This window comes from Burkholderia sp. MSMB0856, from assembly GCF_001524645.2.
Taxonomy (GTDB): domain Bacteria; phylum Pseudomonadota; class Gammaproteobacteria; order Burkholderiales; family Burkholderiaceae; genus Burkholderia; species Burkholderia diffusa.
This window is the reverse complement of record NZ_CP013427.1, coordinates 969,948-989,162: the sequence shown is the minus strand read 5'-3', so window position 1 is coordinate 989,162 and position 19,215 is coordinate 969,948. Positions and strand designations below refer to the sequence as shown.

Below are 19,215 nucleotides of genomic sequence, written 5' to 3'. Positions count from 1 at the left end.
CGACACACTGCCACGCCTGATGGACTGACGATATGACAGAGTTGACGTTTGCCGAACCGGGCGACGACCTTCCGCCGCACTTGTGCCCGCTTTTCATCATGGCGGCTTATCCATACATGCAAATCGAGGATCAGCAAATCTTCGCTGAAGGATTCGCGCGACTCACGAACGCACTGATTAACGCTGGTACGAAGGGCGAGATCGCTGTCTTTCACCCGCAGACATTACTGCCCTACGATGCCCACAACGCAGGATTCGAAGAAGCGCCGAGCGCCGTTAACGCGGAGTGGGTGGCACGAATCAATGATGTGCTTAGTTGGTTCGTCGAAAAGAACATCGAAGCCGCAAAACCACTCGTCGACACGATGGCGGCACATGTCGAAATCAAAAAGCCTATGCCTGTCGACCGACGCACACAAATGATGGAAGCTCTTGAGCGTAATGGCGGAAACAAGACGAAGACGGCGACCGAGTTCGGCATCAGTCGTCAGCGCCTCGCTCAAATAATCCAACAGGTATCTCCCCAGTCAGTTGAGCGCAAGGGTCTTGCGCTCGTTCCGCATGACCCTTTCGGTGTAACGTCAAAAGCCAAGTAGCACCGTCATTTCCAACTTCCCCTAGCCGCAAGGGGGCCTTGCGGCTGCCAAATGCACTCCTCAAACAACGCACAAGGAGTGCAATGTATGTCTACGAGACAAAATCACGCAGACACCCTTCCGATGGATGGGTTCTCGCGTTGGAACGATCTGCACAGGTTCGTCCCCTTGAGCCGGGAGAGTGTGCGTCAGCGCGAACTGGCGGGAAGATTTCCGAAGAGGCAGTACCTCACGAAACGTTGTGCGGTCTGGTCGAATCGAGAGATTCACCGTTGGTTCGCTGATCCGCTGAACTATCGCTCGGAGGGCTAGGCGATGGCGACGACCCCAGAAATGCAAAAGGGCCGCAACTCCTGCCAGAGCGCGACCCAGACGACCCGAGGCAATGATACCGCGCCCTCGGCACCAGGCATGTGCTTTCTCGATATACGCAGATCCGATTCAGAGCGTCTGCGCGTGACTGTGAGCGAATACCGCGGCCGCGTGCTCGTCGACCTCCGGATCTGGTTTGCCGCTGAACACGGCGAATGGAAACCGGGCCGGTCCGGCGTCTCGCTGCGTCCCGACCAGATCGGCAACGTCATGCAGGCGCTCCGCTTGGCTGCACAAGCGGCAGATCCGGCGGGAATGCGCTGATGGCAAATCGCAAGAAATCAACCTTGACGGATAGGGCTTTTGGGCCTATCTTGTGCATCAGCGGCTGCGCTTTCGCGCGGCTCACCACAGCCGAGAGGATCCGACAAATGAAGCACCCGTTCTGGGAGGCCTTGTGCCGCCCTATCTCCCATGCGATATACCCCACCGACTCCCAGCGATCTGGAGCAGTTGAAGCAAACCCTGCAGCTCAGCAGCGCGCAGATGGCGGATCTGTTCGGCGTACAGGGTGGGCGGCAATGGCGGAAGTACACGGGCGGAGAAGCTCCGCGCGAAATCAGTCCGCACATTTTGTTCTTTGCGATGGCTCGGCTCGAGCTGGATGCGAAGACGCTCGACCGGATCTTGAATCGGATGCGCGACGTCGGCGCGACGATCGAGCTGGACGGCGAGTAACTGCCGGCGGCACGTTCGCTGCCGCAGTCCCGAATACCCTCACCCGGTCCGCTGACCCGTTCGGCCTTATTCCTAGCGCTTGGCGCACGGGTCGGCAAGCAAAACCGACGCTGACTGTCAGCCCAAATCTGTTCGCGATTGCTGGCACCCGTGCCGCTGAAAATTGGTTGGCGACTCGCCCGACGGTGCGCCCGAACCAATGGTGTCGCTCGACGTTCGACAATCTCGTCGCCGGCCTTGGCCGCATCCCCTCCTATGCGGATTGCCTCGCGGCCTTCGAGCGCTCGTTCAAGCGTCGCATCGAAGCTGCCGCCGGCACGGACCGTACAACTCCGGAGGTGCGCGCATGAACTCGTCAATTCTCGAAATTGTGCGCGCATCGCTGCGCGATTCGGCGGGCGCTGAACAGGCCTTTGTCGCCGGTCTGCAGTTTCCGCTTTTCGTTCGTGCCGGATCTCGAGCAGCTGAGCTTTGGCTGCGGCAGTCAGCGCGGAGCATGGCCGATTTCCGCGATCACCGCTTCGCGTACCTGTTGGCCGGCCTCGCACCGGCACAGTTCGATGAGGACCGCCGTACTGCTTTCAATGCCGCCTTCGCGCGCCGCATTGCTTCCGCAATCGTTCATGGAGAGGTGTCGCATGGCTAACGTGGACCGAGCACATCCGGAGGCACCGTTTGCATCGACCGCCATCCAGCAACTCGAGCAACTCGAAGCGATGTTCCATGCGATCCGCAGCGAGCTGGAATCGGATTGCTACGCCTATCAATTGGCCAACCTTGGGCAAGAGATCGCGAGCAGCTATGCAGCGACGATGGGAAAAATCGCTCAGATGGAGGTTCACGATGTCTAAGAGACAACCTGATGCAGCGGGCCTGCTGGCCTTCCTTTGGGACCGCTTCGACGCGGAAACGGCATCCGATGAAGACTTGGCCTATTTGTCTGCCGCCTCGGAAGAGGCAGCCAATATGGCCTTCAAACTAAGCGATCACGTCGCCGGCATTGGTTGTCTGATCGACTACGATCGAGGCGCCGAAACTCGGTGCGGGTCGCTTCAAGATTCGGAGCAAGCATCCCTTCTGTTCCGGCTGGCCGACGAAATTGCAGCGATCGGCCACATGGCTTCCATTGGGAGCGAGTCTGAATCCAGACTGCGTCACCGTATCTCCGCACGCCTCGACGCGGGCAAATCTCGTCGTATTCGAACCTCTGAGCAGTCCTCAACGCTCGAGGAGGTTTAATGGGCGTCTATGCAGAAGAAGAACGCATCCGCTCGGCACTAAGCCATGTGCCGGCGGATGACCGCGATACGTGGGTCCAGATGGGTATGGCGATCAAGGCCGAGCTCGGGGAAGCCGGGTTTGAATTCTGGGACGACTGGTCACGTGCGGCGTCGAGCTACAGCGAGACCGATGCGAAATCGGTCTGGAAATCGTTTCGCTCGGGCGGCATCACGATCGCCAGTCTGTTCAAGCGCGCGATTGAGCACGGCTACCGTGAAAGCGAGCCGACGACCCCGCTGTCAGCTGACGAGCGCGAACGCCGCAGGGTTGAACTCGAGCGCGAAGCGGCTGCCGCGGCCGAAATGCACCAACACACCCAGGTCGACGCAGCCATCAAGGCACGCAACCTCTGGGAGAGGGCCGGGGCCGTTCACGCGGATCACGCCTACGTACGCACCAAGCAGATCAAGCCATACGGCGCGAAGCAACTGCGCGACCAACTCGTCGTCAAGCTGCAGGACATTGACGGCGAGCACCATTCCTCACAATACATCCAGTCGGATGGTCGCAAGACATTCCAGACAGGCGGCCGAATCAGCGGGTGCTTCGTCGCGGTCAGCGCCGGAGTCAGGCCAAATGGCAAGACACCGCTGCTGATCTGCGAAGGCTATGCGACGGCCTGCTCACTTCATGAGGCAACGGGCTATCCCGTCGCTGCGGCTATGAACGCCGGCAACCTGCCGAACGTCGCCCGCGCTTGGCGCGACAAACATCCTAAGCTGCGCATCGTGCTCTGCGCGGATGACGACGCGGAGACGGCCGGTAATCCGGGCATGAAGAAGGCAACCGAGGCAGCGCGCGCGATCGGTGCTTTACTCGCCGTGCCCGACTTCGGTAAAGACCGACCTGGACACGCATCGGATTTCAATGACCTCCACTGTCTCGCCGGGCTCGAGGCAGTGCGACGCTGCGTCGACGCGACGACTGCGCTGGGAGATGCCACCGCCCCTAAGAAGCGCACCGCGCCCACCGTCAACCTGTCCTGCGCGGCCGACATCGTGCCGGAACCGATTCACTGGCTCTGGCCTGGCTGGCTGCCTGCCGGCAAGCTCTCGATCCTCGCCGGGCAACCTGGATGCGGAAAGACTACCATCGCTATTTCGCTGTCGTCTGCCATCTCGAACGGCGCAGAGTGGCCGGACGGTACACGCTGCAATGCGCCGGGGAACATTCTGATCTGGACCGGCGAAGACGGGCTCGCCGATACGCTCGTCCCTCGCCTCATGGCGGCTGGTGCGGATCTCCGGCGAGTGTTCTTCATTGAATCGATTACGGATGAGGCCGGTGAGCTCCAGCCTTTCGATCCGAGCCGCGACGTTCCCATTTTGGCCGAGCGCATCGAGCAGATCGGCGGCGCCAGCATGCTCGTCGTCGATCCGATCATCAGTGTGGTGAACGGCGACTCTCACAAGTCCGGCGACGTTCGGAAATCTCTTCAGCCGCTGATCGACCTCGGGGCTGTCCACGGGTGCGCAATCCTCGGTATCACGCACTTCTCGAAGGGCTCGAAGGGCTCATCGCCGACCGAGCGCATTCTTGGCTCGCAGGCGTTTGGCGCCGCTGCGCGGATGATTCTCGTGGCAGGCAAGGATGACGCGTCAGATCGCCGGATCTTCGCCAAGTCGAAATGCAATATCGCCGGCGATTCCGGGGGATTCGAGTATGCGATCGAAACGCTCGACGCTCAGGACGGGCTCACATCAAGCCGAATCGCATGGGGCGAGCCTCTCGACGGCTCGGCGCGCGAGATCCTCCGCGAACTGGAGGCCGATGAGCAGGACGCCGACGAGCAGAGCGAGCGCGAATCGAAGTTCGAGCGCGCGCGTTGCATGCTTTACGAATGGTTAACGCCTTTCATGAGCACCAAGGAGATGAAAGCGGCGGCTCAGGCTGAAGGCGTGAGCTGGCGCATGGTGGAAGCTGCCAAGGCTGCCGAGGTGAAGGCCGGCAATAAAATCCGAGCCGTGAAGCATGGTAAGGATTGGGGATGGATTTGGGATAATCACGACGCCAAGTACGGTGATTCAACTCCGCACACGCAGATCGTCTCAAGTCCGCAAGCAATTCAAGTCCGCAAAGACGATTGCGGAGTTGAATCCCTTATCCAGCAAGGATTAGAGGCCAAGTCCGCAAGTCCGCAGTCGGCTGACGGAGTTGCCGGCGTTGTTGCCACAAGCCCGCAATCCACTGCCAACTCCGCACACTCAGGAAATCATTGCGGAGTTGCGGACTTGACGGCAAACCCTTGCCCATCAAGGGAATCAACTCCGCAATCAAATCCACAGCCCGTCTATGGCTGCGGAGTTGACGGTGATGTCGCGGCGGCGGCCGAACTGGAGGACGACGTATGAGCATTGTTGCGATTTTGAGCAAAGCTAGATCGTTGGGCATACGTCTGAGCGTCGCGGGAGACGTTGTGAAAATGAAGGGGCCGCCCGATGCGATCGCAGCAATCAAGCCCGAGATCGCCGCGCGCAAGCCGGAGATCATGGCGTACCTGCTCGCCGCGACGGACGGTGTTCAGCAAATCCCGGCCGACTGCATTGGCGCGCTGTGCTCTTCGGATGGAGGCCTGTATTTGCCGTGGATGCCCGCCCTCGAGCCGGAACAGCTGCAATCGATGCAGCGGGAGCTATTCGACGTCGTCGACGAGCTCGCGCGGCTTGAGCGCTGGCCCGACGATGATTACGACATCGTCATCGGAGCAATCGAGCGCCAGCCTCCTTCAACGTTGCGTCCGGATCTTGCTCACTTCCGTGAGCGGCTTCGGGTTGCTCGACTCGAAGCGGAAGCCAGGCAGGCAGCGAGCCGGCGAGCGTGGAGGTTCGATCGATGATGTTTGCGAATTCACGTTGACATTACACGTGCCGGCTCTACGCCGGCCATTTTCGATTTTTCGATTCGAGGTCCCTATGTCCGTATTCAGGCTCGATACGGCTGCGCGTGCGATCGCATGTGCTGTCGCTGCCGACTTCCCCGATCGGCAACCTGCCATTGCCCAAAAATGGCATCGCGAACTGATGGCCGGTTTCCTTAACGGAACCTTGTGCGTACTTGATGCAAGCGATATGGCTCCAATCCGTCCAGAGCGACTTGGTGCCGTGGCCGGCGCGGTAATCGTTGGCGTCGTCACTCGGGACGAGCTAAACCGCTGGCTGACCGCGCGAGGGACGCCAGTCACGATAGATCAGATGCACCTTGCGCAAGCCCCTACATCAGGGTCAGCAGGCGGTACGACCGATGGGCCAAACCCCGACCTTCATTGGTGCCGTGATCCGTATTGGAAGAAGGTCGGCCGTGAGCATGCCAATCAAATCGCCCGGCGCAACATGGAGCGCGGCTATGGGGGCACAAGTGGCCGCGCTGTCGCAGCTGACGTCGCGGAAGCTCTCGGGCGTGAGCCAGGTTTCCCCGCTGCCGGAATAGGCGAGGATCGCGTACGGACGGTAATCCTGACTGGATGGAAGTGGAACGGCGTGGTTGTCGCCCGCACGGCGCGCTCCGTATAACCGGTGGCGCGCTGGATTGAATGGATCGCGGCGTGGAGCGCCACGACCTGCAATTCATAGCAAAGGTTATTCAACCCGCTAAACCCAATGGCAGCAAGGCTTTTCGGCCTTCGCTGCCATTTTCATTTTTTGCATCGCCCACTATTGCGCAAGCCAAAACGCTCCACGAATCTGTCTCCACTGGCTCGGCATCCCGCCGAGCCACTTATCCGGGGAGGATGATCGTGAAGCGCATCAAGGCAGTCGCGCTGCCGTTCGCCGAATTTCTCGGCCGGCATCGCTCCGCACCGACGGCTCCGGTCCAGTCGAAGCCGTCTGCATCGGGCCAAGCCGTTCAAGCGATTCTCCGCGCCGCAAAACTGCCGGCACGGAAGCCGCGCTCGCCGGATTCAGTTGCATTCATCCATACCGTCCAGGCGCTCGCCAAACCTAGCGCAAACGAGGCGGCGTCGGCTGCGCGTCAGCAGGACATCAACGTCGAACGCGCGCGGTGCAAGGCGATCTACGAGGCCGCCGCGAAAGTCGGATGTCCGTGGGTCGGCTTGGCATTGATGAAGACCGATCTGTCGACCGAGGCCGCCCGCGCCATCACGGCAGCTATTGCCAAGGACCAGGCTGCGGCCGTGCCCTCTCCCGATTTCCACGGCGATAACCGCATCGATCGCCTCAAGGCCATGGGAGCCATCCAGTGAAAGCAATCCAGAAAATCAAGGACAAGATCGCCGCGCAGCACAAAGCAATCGAGCGTGTGACGTCAGATCGCAACGCGGCGCAAGCGAGCATCGACGGGGCGAACGCGCACCTCGCCACGCTCGACGAGTTGAAATCGCAGCGGCGCCGTGTGCTCGCCGAGGCGATGGTCGCGAAGAAGACGGCAAACACGGCCGCCATCGACGCGCAAATCGCGAATGCCGAACAGCAACATGCGACAGCGCTCACAGCAGCCGACGCTGCACGCGACGCGCTCGAAATCTACGACGAGGGTTTGAGAATCGCCGAAGCGGAGCTCGCCAACCTCGAAGAGCAACTCCGCGACGCCATCGGTGCCGAGATCATCGCCTATCACGACGCCGGGCTCGAGAAATACCTCGCGGCCGTTGCCGCAATGGAGGAGGGTGTTGCCACGATGGTCGCTGCCGGACGGGCCTGGAAGCACGCCGGCGCGGCACTCGATCATCAACCATTCCCGGCTCGTGGCGAACGCGTCCTGACCGACATTCGCGAATCCGGTGTGCGCGTTCCGCACACTGCATCGCGGCTCGCAGACCCGAAGGTCGCGGCGGAATACACCTCCGACTATCCCGATCACTGGTTTCACCCGGCGTGGGCGGATCCGCTCACGCAAGGATTCGCCGAGCAGCGAACCGCGAGCCTCGTGGAGTTGCTCATCGACGCTGGTGTCGATTGCACTGTGCCGACACGGCCGGCGCCCGAAGAGAAGCAGGTCAAGGTGCGAATCATCAAGGGATCGATTCAGGCAGAGCCGAGGATCGTCCGTTCCGCTGCAACGGGCAAGGTCATTTCCTCGGAGCCTGTCACCTTCAGCGAAGGCGACGACGTGTGGATCGGTGAATCGCTGGCGCGCAGCCTCAAGGTCAATCGCATGGTCGCGATTCACGGGGAGGACTCGCTCCCGAGCTCCAACCCGCAATCCGCCGGGCCCGAAATCGTGGATGCCTCACCGCCCGATGACCGCCCGGCATGGCGCCCGACATGGCGGCAAGATCAACAGAGCGAATATGCCGGCAACTTCCATCGGCTCGACATGAGCAGTTACGAGTAACAGCGGAAGCTCGTCACGCCCCAGCCGGCGGTGGGCGAAAACACCGGCAGTTGCCGATGCTCCTGGAAGCGGGGCCTCTCCCGACGTCACACGTCAAACGTCGGGCTCAACCGCGGCAGGCGGCAGCACCCATCACCGAACGTATTGGAGAAATCAAATGACGGAACGAAACGATCAAAGGTTTGCGAATAGCGAGCCGGCCGAAGCCGACTGGACGCCGTGCCTCATTGCGGGAGAGGTATGCGGTGAGGCGCCCGCTAGCCCGGCGCCGAACGAAGGCGTCGATAACGAGGAGGATCGGAATGTATCGCATTGATGACGCAACCGCTGCCACTTCGCTGCCGGCGCCTGAAGCCGCTAGCACCGAGGGATACTTCACTGAAGGGAATCCGGCCACCGGCACGCCCGCGACGAAGGTTCGTGGCTCATGGATGAACATGATCCAAGAAGAACTCTGCAGCATTCTGGCCGCAGCAGGAATCGCGCGGTCGAAGACGACCTATAACCAAGTCAACAGTGCGTTGCAGAAGATGTATTCGCCGGTCGTCGGCTCGGTCCGAAATTTGGCCATGAATATTCCGGCCGCATCCGCGACCGCAACGCTGACGGCCGATCAGATCATCGTGGGGAGCGCACTCGGAGGACAAACGTTCGCTCTTTCGAACTTTAACAAAACGATCAATCTGGGTGGCACCGGCGCCGGCGGGATGGATGCCGGCTCTGCGTCTCCGAACGGAACGGTCGCAATTTATGCAATCTACAACCCGACTACAGGGGCAAGCGCGCTGCTTGCGACGAACGCGAGCGCGACGGTCGCCCCGAGCATCTACGGCGGCGGCAATATGCCGGCTGGCTATACCGCCTCTGCCCTGGTGAGTGCGTTGCTGACGAACGCCAGCGGCCAGATGTTCCCCGTTGTGCAGGTCGATCGTGAAATCCATACGGTAACGAGCTTATTCGCGCAGACGAACTCGCAGATCTCGTCTTTGACACAGGGTACGATCGGTCTCCCTCCGAACGCGAAGACGTTCAGCGGGTGGGGTTCAATCAATTCGACCAACGCGGTCAACGCACAGGTCAACATCGCTGGCACGTCCACCAACATCGGGGGGCAGCAGGTTGCGGGGTCTGCCGCGTCGTCTGGCGAGACGGCTGGTGGTCGATTTTCCAACGTCCCGCTTGTGACGCCGCAGAAATACTACTGGTCGGCACTGTTGTCCTCGGGGACGTTCAACCAGGCAACCCTATACAACACTTCATACACCATCTGAGGTGGACAGCATGGCGACGATTTACGTGAATTTTTCTGACGACTCGAAGACGGAAATTGTTGGGTATTTCAATACCCGTCAAGACACGGAGGTATGGCCACACTCGGATGAAATCGGCGCAGACGATCCGCGATGGGAAACGTACTACACCGCGCAATCTCCGGATATTCAGAGGTATTTACCAAATCCAACTGCGTAAAGCTCGATCTGGCGACCATTGGTTATGACGAGTCCCAATTTTGTACATTTTTCCTATGAAGATCTCAGTATTTCGCGTGGGAAAGATTTGGCACTATCGGTTTCAAGTCGATCGCCGGCGCGTCCAGCGCTCCACGAAGAGCGTGGTATATGCCGACGCAGTGGCCATCGCACACCGCGCATTTCGATCGGCATGTGCCGCTTGCAACCATCATTCGGCACTTGCTATTCCCACACTTTCACAGCTGGCCCAAGCGTGGATCGATGCACATGGGATGATCGTAAGTCCGTCTCATTTAGCAGGCGTTGATGCATTCCGACGGCTTCACCTCTACCAGCTGGGCAATACGCCGATCGACTGCCTGACCACAGCAGCCGTCGAGGAGGCCCGCACTCAGCATCTCCGGTCACACGCACCGAGCTCGGTCAATCATTGGTCGCGCATCGTTCGTTTGCTGGCGAACTGGGCCGTTCACCGTGGCATCGTCGATCACGTCCCCTTCAAGGTGAAAATGCTCAAGCTGCAGCGCCGTCCCCGCGCAACATTGCCCGTCGATCTCTCAGGCCAGTGGCTGGCAGCGATCGACACCGTCGCTAGCGGCCCCGTACGTATCGCGATCCGGCTCATGCTGGGAATGGGTCTTCGAGAATCGGAGGCGGCCACCGCGCGGTGGGAATGGCTGGATCTCGTCCGTCAGATATACATTCCTGGGCGCACCAAGGGACGCGAGGCTGATCCGGTTCCAGTTCCGGCGTGGCTGCTCGACTATCTTCGGCCTCTTCGGCAGCCCACCGGATTGATCGTGGCGCGTCCTGACGGCCGAGCGTTCGCTCGCGGCTTCACGCGTGCAAGCATTAAAGCCGCCAACGCGCGCATCGGCATCGGCGAGATCACTCCGCACCGACTGCGCGGTACATTCGCCACGCTGCTCAGTGAAAATGGCGCCCCGGTACAGGTGATTCAGCGTGTGATGCGACACAAGAGCCCGCTCACGACCATCGGCTATCTCGAGGCGGATCTGGCTCATGCGGCCCGGGCTCAGGCGCGCATCGCTGAGCAATACGGATTCCGATGATGGTCACGTCACGCAGTGGCGAACGAGTGGCGAAAGGCGCCCGCAAACGCCCGACCAGCAAGGCACCTGCCCTTATCGTGAGTTGTGCAGAGTCGCGCGATCGCCGACCGCGCTGCCGGGCCGTGGTGAGCGCATCGGCCAGCGGAAAAGACTGGATTTCAGGGCGGCTGTGTGCCCGCCTGGCCGTCGCGGGTCCTTACTGAGGGCCCTGCTGCATGGGCACTGCGCACGCGCGATCTCCGGCTAGCTACAGACTTTTTGAATTTGGTTGACAGGTTGACAGAACCGCCAATAGGAGAAATCTATGACGACAGTTTCGCAGTCCGCATTCGCGTCAATGTGTAGTATGCGGTCTTTTAACGACGCCCATCAGAGGTTGGGAGTGGCAGGCATGCTCCATGGCATGAGGGCGGCATAGTCGTCGGCGGTTGCGGCGAGCGGCAACCTGGTGAACAGCCAGACCAGATAGCGATACGGCTCGACGCCGTTCGCCTTGCACGTCTCGACGAGGGAGTACAGGTTGGCGCTGGCCTGCGCGCCAGCGACAGTATCGGAGAACAGCCAGCCCTTGCGGCCGACGACGAACGGCCGGATCGCGTTCTCGCACAGGTTGTTCGAGATCGGCCAGTTGCCGTTACCGACGTATCGGACCAGCTTGGGCCACTGTCCGCTCATGTACTGCAATGCCTTGCCGAGCAGACTCGACGGCACGACGCCCGGCAGATGCTCAACCAGCATGCGCTCGATGATGGCGAGCACGCGGGCGCTGTACCGAGCGCGCAGTCGTTGCCGACGTTCAGACTTCCACTTCGCGCTGCGCACCTCGGCCGCGAACAGCTTGCCGATCAGCACGACGAAGCGCGTGGCCAGCAGATCCGGCGAGCGTGCCGCCTTCGGCACCGACTCCTCGGCCTTGATGAAGCTGCGGCGCACGTGTGCCCAGCATCCGAGATGCACGAGCTGGTGATCGTGGGCGATTCCGTTGTAGAGCTCGTACCCGTCAGTCATCAGCACGGTGCCAGGCTGCACGCCAGCATAGAGCTTCTGCGCATGCTGGGCGCCGCGCCCCGGCGAGTACGAGAACATCCGTACTGGTGGCCCCGAGCCGTTGACCTGCGCCCACAGGTAACTCTTCGCCTGCGGCCTTCGTCCCGGTTCCTTCAGCACCTGGAACGTTGTCTCGTCGCCGTAGATCAGGTCCGACTCGAGCAGCGCGTCGCGCATCAGGTTGATCACCGGCTGCGTGGCCAGTCCCACCCGCACCACGCTGGCGGCCAGCGTGTTGGACGAGATGTCGCCGCCGAAGCGACGCAGCAGCGTGGCTTGGCGATACAGTGGCATACCGTACTGGTACTTGCCAGTGATGATCCACGCCAGCGCGGATTCCGTGAGCAACCCGCGCGGGATGATACGCGCTGGCGCCGGCGTGACCTTGATGCCGAGATCACAGCACGGGCACGCGTACTTGACGCGCTGGTGCTGAACGACGCGGACCTGCTCGGGAATCACGTCAAGCTGTTCGCTCGTCTCGACGCCGATCTCGACGAGAGCCTGGCCATCATGCGCGCAGAATCGTTCAGACTCGGGTAGTTCGTGCCGCACGACCTCGCGCGGCAAGTTCGGATCGAGTGGTTTGCGTCCGCGCTTGCCTCGCGTGTGGGCGGCGACAGACGTGCCGGGCGCGTCCTCGCGCGCGGGCGCATCGGTAGTGGTGGCCAATGCTTCAGCTTCGTTGAACAGGCCGAGTTGGTCGGCATGGCGCGCCTCGCTAGAGGCACCGAACAGTTCGTGCTTGTAGGCCCGCAGCTTCTCTTCGGCCAGATCGCGCTGGGCCGTCACGAGTCGAAGCTCACCGCGCAGCGCGTCGCGTTCGGCGCTCGCGGCAATCAGCGCTTCGTATTCCTCCGCGCTCAACATGACGGGGCTATTCGGCATGGCCGATTAGACCATGCCATCTGCGTAGTGTTCAGCTCATCCGCGCGTAATATCGCTGGGGATGCTTCTGGATCACGGCCAGGTCGATGCCGTCGAGCAGCCAGTGCAACTGCTCAGTGCTGAGCGTGATCGTGTCGCCGCCGTTCGGCCAGACGAAGCGGTCGGCTTCGAGTCGCTTGAGCAGCAACCAGAAGCCGTTGCCGCCCCAGCCGAGGATCTTGACTCGATCACGACGGCGGTTGCCGAAGACGAACAGCGCCGAGGTCATTGAGTTCAGGCGCATCGCCTGTTCGACCAGGATCGACAGCCCGTTGATGCCCATGCGGAAGTCGACGGGATCGCGATGCAGGTAGACCTTCAGCCCTTCGTCGAACCGGAACACGGCAGCCTCCCGAGCATCTGGATCACCGTGGCCAGCTCATCGACACTCGCCTCGCCGAGATCGAATTCGACACCATTGGACAAGCGCACATGTAACGAGAGCGCCATCAACGACGGGGCTGGTGGCAATACTGGGGAAGCGGCAGGCACAGTCGACGCAGTCGTGACGACAGGAACGAATGCTCGCGCTTCACTCATTGGAACCCGATGTGCAGTGCCCGGAATGTCGATCGATACGCCGTCGATCACCAGCGGGTCCGGCCTCGTCGGGGTTTGCAGCGTATGCTGCTGATGGCGCGAGATCCAGCGACGCAACTGGTTCGGATTAACGTCATGGTCCATGGCCGCCCGGGCGATCGATACCCCCGGCCTCAGGCAAAACTCGACCAGCTCCCGCACGGCATCTTCATCAAATTCCCGCCGGCCATCCCGTCTGCGGCCAACCACCAGTCTGCTTCGAAGGTCCTGTTTCTCTGTCATCACGGTCTGAGTGCATGTGTCCACGCGGACACTTAGCATCTGACCTTCTGCCTACCATTGGTAGGGCGTCGTTTATTGACGGCTTACAATGTGTAGCGTATCGCGGCAAATGGTATCGAAGTGGAAAAGCGCCGGATGGCTTGTACTGCAAGGATCCGCGGTCGATGTCGAAGCGACCGATGCGCGCATGAAGAAGTACTACAGCAAGGGCTCGCCAGTCCCAGCGTCGGCGCTCTCGGTGGTTGACACGGGGGCGGCATCGGTTGACAAACTCGCGGCGACCACGCGGTATTCTGTCAACCACTCGTCGGCCGCTGCAACTGCTGGCGCACGTCTGGCGATGCTCGACGGGACCCTCAGTTTCGCGTTTTCGCAAGATGCGCTGCGCTCGCGTATCGACAAGGTTGCTCGAATCCTCGGTTGGCAGGTGCGGTTCGAGGGCGAAGGTATCTTGCTTGGCAAGGGGGGCATGGATCCCGTGATGCTCAGCGACGACCCATTCGAGGTTAGTGCGTATGTCGCGCTCGAGACCCTGCGCGTTGTCGGCCTCGATCTTGACGCGCCGCTTGCGCCCGTACACGAGCCGGCGCTCCCCTTGCTGGCGAAGCCCTTCGGGACACCCGCGACGGAGCAGGCATGTAACGCTGAGTAGAACGTCTCACGGATCAAAAGAATGCCATGACCTTCGAGACCACGTTGACGGGACTGTCGCCCAGTCTCATGATAAAAAAATGGAAACCCGAATTTCAGCGCCCGAAGCACCCAAGCTTGAAACTCGCGAGCGCCTCGCGAGGATCGAAACTCGCCTGGAATCCGTGGCAACAAAGGAAGACCTGCATCGCGAAATAAACGCACAGACCTGGAAGCTCGTGACGTTCGTCTGCAGCTTCGGAACCGCCTTGGTCGCAGCGACATACTTCCTCGCCAAGAATCTCGGCTGACGCCAACCTGATCTTCATCTAAGTCCCCCGAGCTTCACTGCCGTCCCTTGCGCTTCTTTTTCGGGCCGATTCCATCGAGCTGTTGGCGAAGAAACTCCTGTAACGGGGATCTGATTCCTTCGGGGGAGCTGATTGAACCGCCCCGGGAATCATGGAGGCTGGTTGGTTTAAGTTAATGCGGGTTCAGTGGTAGCTGTTTCAAGTTGCCGATAGTAGTTTGCCTCAGCTTCGGCGGGCGGGATATAGCCGAGGGGTTCCATCAACCGATGATGATTGAACCAGGCCACCCACTGCAGCGTTGCCAGTTCAACGGATTCTCGCGTTTTCCAGGTGCGGCGATGAATCAGTTCAGCCTTGTACAGGCCGTTGATCGTTTCAGCCAGAGCGTTGTCATAGCTGTCGCCCCGGCTGCCGACCGACGGTTCGATGCCCGCTTCGGCCAGCCGTTCGCTGTAGCGAATGCTGACGTATTGGGACCCTCTATCCGAATGGTGTATCAAGGTTCCGTCGTCGCCCGGGCGCCGCGCGTAAAGCGCCTGTTCAAGTGCATCCAGGACGAAGTCCGTGGTCATCGAACTGCTGACGCGCCAGCCGACGATACGGCGAGCGAACACATCGATCACGAAAGCCACATACAGCCAGCCCTGCCACGTCGAAACGTAGGTGAAATCCGAAACCCAGAGCTGGTTCGGCCGTGCCGCCTTGAACTGGCGATTGACCCGATCCAGCGGGCGCGGGGCTATGGCATCAGGAACAGTCGTGCGAACACGCTTGCCTCGCATCACGCCGCGCAAACCCAGTTGCTTCATCAACCGTTCGACCGTGCAGCGCGCCACCGCGATACGCTCCCGGTTCATCTGCTTCCAGACTTTATCCGCACCGTAGACCTGCATGTTGGCCTGCCACACACGCTTGATCTCCGGCCGCAGACGTTCATCGCGGATTGCGCGAACAGAGCGCCGCGACGGATCACGAAGCTGCGCGGCATGGCGTCGGTAACCCGACGGGGCAATCCGCAAGACCTTGCAGATCGGCTCGACCCCGAAGGTGTCGCGATGCTGATCGATGAAGGCCTTCAGGACTTGAAACGGCGGTCGAGCTCCGCCTGGGCGAAAAACGCGCTCGCGACCTTGAGAATCTCGTTGGCACGACGTAACTCCTTGACTTCGCGCTCCAAGGCCTTGAGGCGCTCGCGCTCGTCTGTGGTCACGCCATCGCGCTCACCGTGGTCAATCTGGTCGCGCTTGACCCACTCGTGCAGTGTCTGCGGTGTGCAGCCGATCATCGGCGCAATCGATTCGATCGCCGCCCACGTCGACGGATGTTCGCTACGCTGCTCGCGCACCAGGCGCACCGCGCGCTCTCGGACTTCCGGGGAAAACTTGGTTACCTTCTTGTTCATGGCTCCATTCTCTCAAGAGTTGGAGCCTCCACAAAATCCGGGGCGGTTCATCCTGCTAAAGCTCACTGACGCGAGATACATGTTGAGTATCGCGAGCACGACACCGAGTCCGTATCCGAGTAATGTAGCGACGCCGATCCACTTTGAATGTGGCGGCTTTGAGCCCGCCAATAGGGTGGCAACGCCGGCGAAACCCGCTGCATTCAGCACGACCAGATGTTTGACTGTCTCCAGGTCCCACGTCGATGAGCGCTCCGACAAGCGTTCCCACCATTGGTCGAGCATGGAGCGCGCTGCATGTCGCTGCGCCAACTCCCTGCTTTGCGCGTCGTCAACGAGATCATTTCGGATGTCAATCACCTAGGTCTCCTTGTTCGCTCCCGATACTCGGGAGAATATCGGATCGAGAGCATCGCAAGATGCTCGTGCCCAAGCCAGCCATTGCCCGATCTGGGACGACTCGGAAACGTCGATACCTCGTTCTTGCGCGAGACGTTCGACGCGATGAAGGTAGAGACGTCGACGTTCACATGCATCGGATTGGTCAGCTTCCGCGAATAACGCGTCGATGGCAGCTTTCTCTCGTTGAGCCGCCTGCGTCGCCGTTTGCTCGTGCCACGTCGCATTCGCGATTCGGCGCATCATTTCGGTATGCTGCCGTGCCTGCTCTTTCCGAGCCTCTTCACGCACGTCAAACCCTAGCACGGCGATCCTCAATCGCGCGGCGAGCGTATTCAGTTGATCCTCCAGGGCAACACCAGCTTCATCTCGCGCCCGAATTTCCTTGCCGGCATACGAACTTTCTCGCATGGTTACCCGCAGTCTTCCAAGCGGACTCCATCTATCGTGGCCAATGCCGCTTCCAGTTTTCTCTGTCATCTCGGACAATCGAAACTGCATGGTGATGTCCTTGCAAACGATCACAGTGTGCGTCTCCGTGAGACGCACTTTGAATCCGCGTGCCTCCATCGCAACGAAGAATGCATCCGCGATCGACAGGGCTCTCTGACGAGCATCCGGGGTGACAACTACGGACGCGTAACCAGGTCCAACATCCAATACGCCGCCCGGTTTGGTAACCTTCCACTCGACCTCGTGGAATCTCGGTTCTCCAAACGGATTGCGGCTCGGCTTATTCTCCATCGCAATTTGCCGGTCGACTTCGGCCAGGCGCTTGGCAAGTGCCTTGATTAGGCGATGGCGCCACTCACCGTGATCCGTTGGTTTAATCTGGCGCGCTGGTCGCGCCTCCTCCCGTTCAATGCCTTCCCGGCTCGCCGTCCAATCTGCCGATTCCGCAACGCGGCGCGTATATGCTTCGGGTTGAGCGTAGAACACCGTCTGGCCATTATGACGAGGCAACGGTGCCCGCTTGACCTTCTGGCCGGCGCGCAGCTTCGCCCAGTAACCGAGGGGCGGCAACGGTACTCCCAACTTCTGGCAGACCTTTCTCAAGCCATTGTCAGACATCCCGTACCTCTTGGATACGGTGCTTACCGGATCAGCCCATACCTCCTCGTATAGCGCTGCCCGCTCGAATTCAATCACGTCGTCCACGGTTGTTCCGTCGCTCCATTGCAAGGTCGGTTGCCCCGCGATTCAGCACAGACATGACGCACGGACCATTCGTGCGCCAAAGGCAGCGCAAGCGGCTGATTCAGAAACCATTTTCGTGCACAACATCACGACAAACCGCACGATGAAAAATTCATGCCGCATTCATTGGAATGCTTGCTAGACAAGCCGCTACAGTACGGCGCACAATGCGCCGCCTATGCGGAAGCGCGGTAACAACGACGCTCTATTGAATCAAGTCCCGCGAGAGGGCCGACCTCACTTCATCGGGGGCTTGCCGGCAGCTTCTAACTTTGCATTGAGCGCGGCACGCCGGGCTTCCAACCGTGCCGGCTGAACGTAATAGAAGTCGAACAAATCGGACAAGACCTCGAGATTCCATTCTGCCTCTTCGGCAGCGACGGGGAGGATGGCACCAGTATTGGTGTCTTTCATTGGATGCGCCGCGAAGTTGCCGATGTTTCTGATTGCATCGAGACTTTCAGCAACCAAGGCCGGCAAGGTTCCCGAATCGAGCGCCGCCTGGATGGCTGGGGCAAGATCTCGTTGCGCGTAACCATGCTCTCGTAGCACGGTCTGCAAGCATCGTCGGCTCAATGCCGCCGAGGCTTTCGGACTATCGCTCAATACGAGGCACGCTTCGACATAGTCTTCCGCGATATGTGCGGGCACCTGCTGTGGCGGCTTCGGCCTGTTGGCCACTCGTGGATAGACCAGAAACGCAGGTGTCTTTTCATTCTCCTGCTGCGTGTCAGCGCTCCCCAGATAAATAATAGGGGCCCCGCAGGAAGGGCACTGCATCGCGGAAGCTAGCCAGACTGTGTCACCGTCCAGGACGTGAGTATCCTCGTCGTCGAATGCAATGAGGGTTTCGGTTCGCGTATCGTGGACCTCGACGCTGCAGTGTGGACATTTCATGTTCGGCGTTCCCCGCGGGCTTTACTGGGCGTTTACCGTGCCTCAAATAGGGCGGCAAGACAAGAATGGCTGCAAGCGTCCTTTTGGTGGGTTCTTTGGTGGGTTCAATCTGCAAAATTCACCAAAACCCTTGTCACAAAAGGATGCTTAGCGGACACCGCTTCCGCCAGGAAGTTCGCCAAACCCCGTCCATTCATCGAATGACGGGGTTTTTGTTTGTCCGCCGCGCGCCGCGCACGGTGTCCGCCCGGCGTGCCGACGCATCTCGCCCGATGCCGTTACAATCCGGCGCTCCGATTCGCGAAACGGGAAACCACGTCATGAAGCCCTTCATCGTCTCGTCGCTCGTCGCCCTGCTGGCTGCTGTCGGCACGCACGCCGTGGCCGCCGATTCCGCCTCCGGCACGGACGCGCAAACGCCATCGTGCGCGATCGCGTACGTGAAGGGCGTCGGCGGCTCGCCGCGCAGCCTGCGCGAATATCTCGCGAGCCCGACGCCGTACAACTACCTGAAGGAAAACGAGATCCAGTGCAAGGTTTCGGACGATGGGCGCGCATCGAACTGCACCGGCGTGACCTATATCCGCAATGAACAGGTCAGCGTGTACGACGATTCCGACCCGGCGACGCTGACGGTCGTCGCGCCTGTAGAACTCGAGCACGGCGAGAAGTATCCCGTGATCCTCGTGGTGCAGCGCAAGGACGCGCGCTGCACGCGGTAACGCGCGACACGGCACGCCCGCCGTGGCAGTCGACGACGCGCGCGAGCCTCACGAGCCGGGCCGCCATCGCCTAGAATTCGATCAGCACGGCGACACG

The 19,215-nt window shown here is 60.6% G+C and carries 22 protein-coding genes and 1 other annotated feature; of the genes, 15 read left to right on the top strand and 7 right to left on the bottom strand.

Annotated features, from left to right (window positions below):
* The first annotated feature begins 32 nt into the window (after positions 1–32).
* The 12 genes from WS87_RS05700 to WS87_RS05645 all read left to right on the top strand — a co-directional run bounded on the left by WS87_RS05700 (position 33) and on the right by WS87_RS05645 (position 10,764).
* Positions 33–596, top strand: a complete 564-nt coding sequence (locus WS87_RS05700) for a helix-turn-helix domain-containing protein (protein WP_059820600.1) — start codon at positions 33–35, stop codon at positions 594–596.
* A 315-nt stretch (positions 597–911) separates the two neighbouring features.
* Positions 912–1,232, top strand: a complete 321-nt coding sequence (locus tag WS87_RS05690; protein WP_236873211.1) for a transcriptional coactivator p15/PC4 family protein — start codon at positions 912–914, stop codon at positions 1,230–1,232.
* Positions 1,233–1,382: 150 nt separating this feature from the next.
* A complete protein-coding gene (locus WS87_RS05685) occupies positions 1,383–1,646 on the top strand; it encodes a hypothetical protein (protein ID WP_059820599.1) in 264 nt (87 codons plus the stop codon).
* A 346-nt stretch (positions 1,647–1,992) separates the two neighbouring features.
* The gene (locus tag WS87_RS33495; protein WP_159085641.1) at positions 1,993–2,292 is read left to right on the top strand and encodes a hypothetical protein; all 300 of its coding nucleotides are present in this window, start codon (positions 1,993–1,995) and stop codon (positions 2,290–2,292) included.
* The gene (locus WS87_RS05680) at positions 2,285–2,497 is read left to right on the top strand and encodes a hypothetical protein (protein ID WP_059820675.1); all 213 of its coding nucleotides are present in this window, start codon (positions 2,285–2,287) and stop codon (positions 2,495–2,497) included. The genes WS87_RS33495 and WS87_RS05680 overlap by 8 nt, the downstream gene beginning before the upstream one ends.
* Positions 2,490–2,885 (top strand): hypothetical protein, encoded by a 396-nt coding sequence (locus WS87_RS05675; protein WP_059820598.1) that lies wholly within the window; start codon positions 2,490–2,492, stop codon positions 2,883–2,885. The genes WS87_RS05680 and WS87_RS05675 overlap by 8 nt, the downstream gene beginning before the upstream one ends.
* Complete coding sequence (locus tag WS87_RS05670; RefSeq protein WP_059820597.1) at positions 2,885–5,278, top strand: AAA family ATPase; 2,394 nt, start codon at positions 2,885–2,887, stop codon at positions 5,276–5,278. Before WS87_RS05675 ends, WS87_RS05670 begins: the two co-directional genes overlap by 1 nt.
* Positions 5,275–5,763: a hypothetical protein gene (locus WS87_RS05665; RefSeq protein WP_059820596.1), complete on the top strand. Its 489-nt coding sequence runs from the start codon at positions 5,275–5,277 to the stop codon at positions 5,761–5,763. The genes WS87_RS05670 and WS87_RS05665 overlap by 4 nt, the downstream gene beginning before the upstream one ends.
* A gap of 897 nt (positions 5,764–6,660) precedes the next feature.
* Positions 6,661–7,128 carry a hypothetical protein gene (locus WS87_RS05660; protein WP_159085640.1) on the top strand — a complete coding sequence of 156 codons (468 nt, stop codon included), beginning with the start codon at positions 6,661–6,663 and terminating at the stop codon, positions 7,126–7,128.
* Positions 7,125–8,219: a hypothetical protein gene (locus WS87_RS05655; RefSeq protein ID WP_059820594.1), complete on the top strand. Its 1,095-nt coding sequence runs from the start codon at positions 7,125–7,127 to the stop codon at positions 8,217–8,219. Before WS87_RS05660 ends, WS87_RS05655 begins: the two co-directional genes overlap by 4 nt.
* A 302-nt stretch (positions 8,220–8,521) precedes the next feature.
* Positions 8,522–9,490 (top strand): hypothetical protein, encoded by a 969-nt coding sequence (locus tag WS87_RS05650; RefSeq protein ID WP_059819712.1) that lies wholly within the window; start codon positions 8,522–8,524, stop codon positions 9,488–9,490.
* Between the two features lie 254 nt (positions 9,491–9,744).
* Positions 9,745–10,764, top strand: a complete 1,020-nt coding sequence (locus WS87_RS05645; protein WP_082750687.1) for a tyrosine-type recombinase/integrase — start codon at positions 9,745–9,747, stop codon at positions 10,762–10,764.
* A gap of 369 nt (positions 10,765–11,133) precedes the next feature.
* Here the strand turns inward: WS87_RS05645 and tnpC are convergent, their stop codons facing one another.
* Genes tnpC through WS87_RS05630 form a run of 3 tightly spaced genes read right to left on the bottom strand, consistent with a single transcriptional unit; the run spans position 11,134 to position 13,599 of the window.
* Entirely contained in the window at positions 11,134–12,699 is a 1,566-nt protein-coding gene (gene tnpC, locus WS87_RS05640; protein WP_059820731.1) for an IS66 family transposase, read from the bottom strand.
* Between the two features lie 31 nt (positions 12,700–12,730).
* Positions 12,731–13,081 carry an IS66 family insertion sequence element accessory protein TnpB gene (gene tnpB, locus WS87_RS05635; RefSeq protein ID WP_059531434.1) on the bottom strand — a complete coding sequence of 117 codons (351 nt, stop codon included), beginning with the start codon at positions 13,079–13,081 and terminating at the stop codon, positions 12,731–12,733.
* Positions 13,057–13,599, bottom strand: a complete 543-nt coding sequence (locus WS87_RS05630; RefSeq protein ID WP_059531437.1) for a transposase — start codon at positions 13,597–13,599, stop codon at positions 13,057–13,059. The genes tnpB and WS87_RS05630 overlap by 25 nt, the downstream gene beginning before the upstream one ends.
* A 148-nt stretch (positions 13,600–13,747) precedes the next feature.
* Here WS87_RS05630 and WS87_RS05625 point away from each other — a divergent pair, with 148 nt between their 5' ends.
* Positions 13,748–14,212, top strand: a complete 465-nt coding sequence (locus WS87_RS05625) for a hypothetical protein (RefSeq protein WP_159085639.1) — start codon at positions 13,748–13,750, stop codon at positions 14,210–14,212.
* A gap of 79 nt (positions 14,213–14,291) precedes the next feature.
* Positions 14,292–14,501 (top strand): hypothetical protein, encoded by a 210-nt coding sequence (locus WS87_RS05620; protein WP_107938109.1) that lies wholly within the window; start codon positions 14,292–14,294, stop codon positions 14,499–14,501.
* A gap of 167 nt (positions 14,502–14,668) precedes the next feature.
* Here the strand turns inward: WS87_RS05620 and WS87_RS05615 are convergent.
* The 4 genes from WS87_RS05615 to WS87_RS05605 all read right to left on the bottom strand — a co-directional run bounded on the left by WS87_RS05615 (position 14,669) and on the right by WS87_RS05605 (position 18,396).
* Positions 14,669–15,903, bottom strand: a protein-coding gene (locus WS87_RS05615; protein WP_107938108.1) for an IS3 family transposase whose coding sequence is annotated in 2 segments (ribosomal slippage) — positions 14,669–15,612 and positions 15,612–15,903 — 1,236 coding nt in all. Because the reading frame shifts where the segments join, the coding sequence is not laid out codon by codon here.
* Positions 15,506–15,622 (bottom strand) — a sequence feature (AL1L pseudoknot). Its footprint overlaps the gene before it by 117 nt.
* Positions 15,904–15,915: 12 nt before the next feature.
* On the bottom strand, positions 15,916–16,263 hold the full coding sequence (locus WS87_RS33490) for a hypothetical protein (protein ID WP_159085638.1): 348 nt from the start codon (positions 16,261–16,263) through the stop codon (positions 15,916–15,918).
* On the bottom strand, positions 16,264–17,460 hold the full coding sequence (locus tag WS87_RS05610; protein ID WP_082750727.1) for a hypothetical protein: 1,197 nt from the start codon (positions 17,458–17,460) through the stop codon (positions 16,264–16,266).
* Positions 17,461–17,736: 276 nt separating this feature from the next.
* The gene (locus tag WS87_RS05605) at positions 17,737–18,396 is read right to left on the bottom strand and encodes a DUF4145 domain-containing protein (protein WP_236873209.1); all 660 of its coding nucleotides are present in this window, start codon (positions 18,394–18,396) and stop codon (positions 17,737–17,739) included.
* A 320-nt stretch (positions 18,397–18,716) separates the two neighbouring features.
* On the opposite strand from WS87_RS05605, the gene WS87_RS05600 reads away from it, so the two are divergent.
* Entirely contained in the window at positions 18,717–19,118 is a 402-nt protein-coding gene (locus WS87_RS05600) for a hypothetical protein (protein ID WP_059820223.1), read from the top strand.
* Positions 19,119–19,215 lie beyond the last annotated feature (97 nt).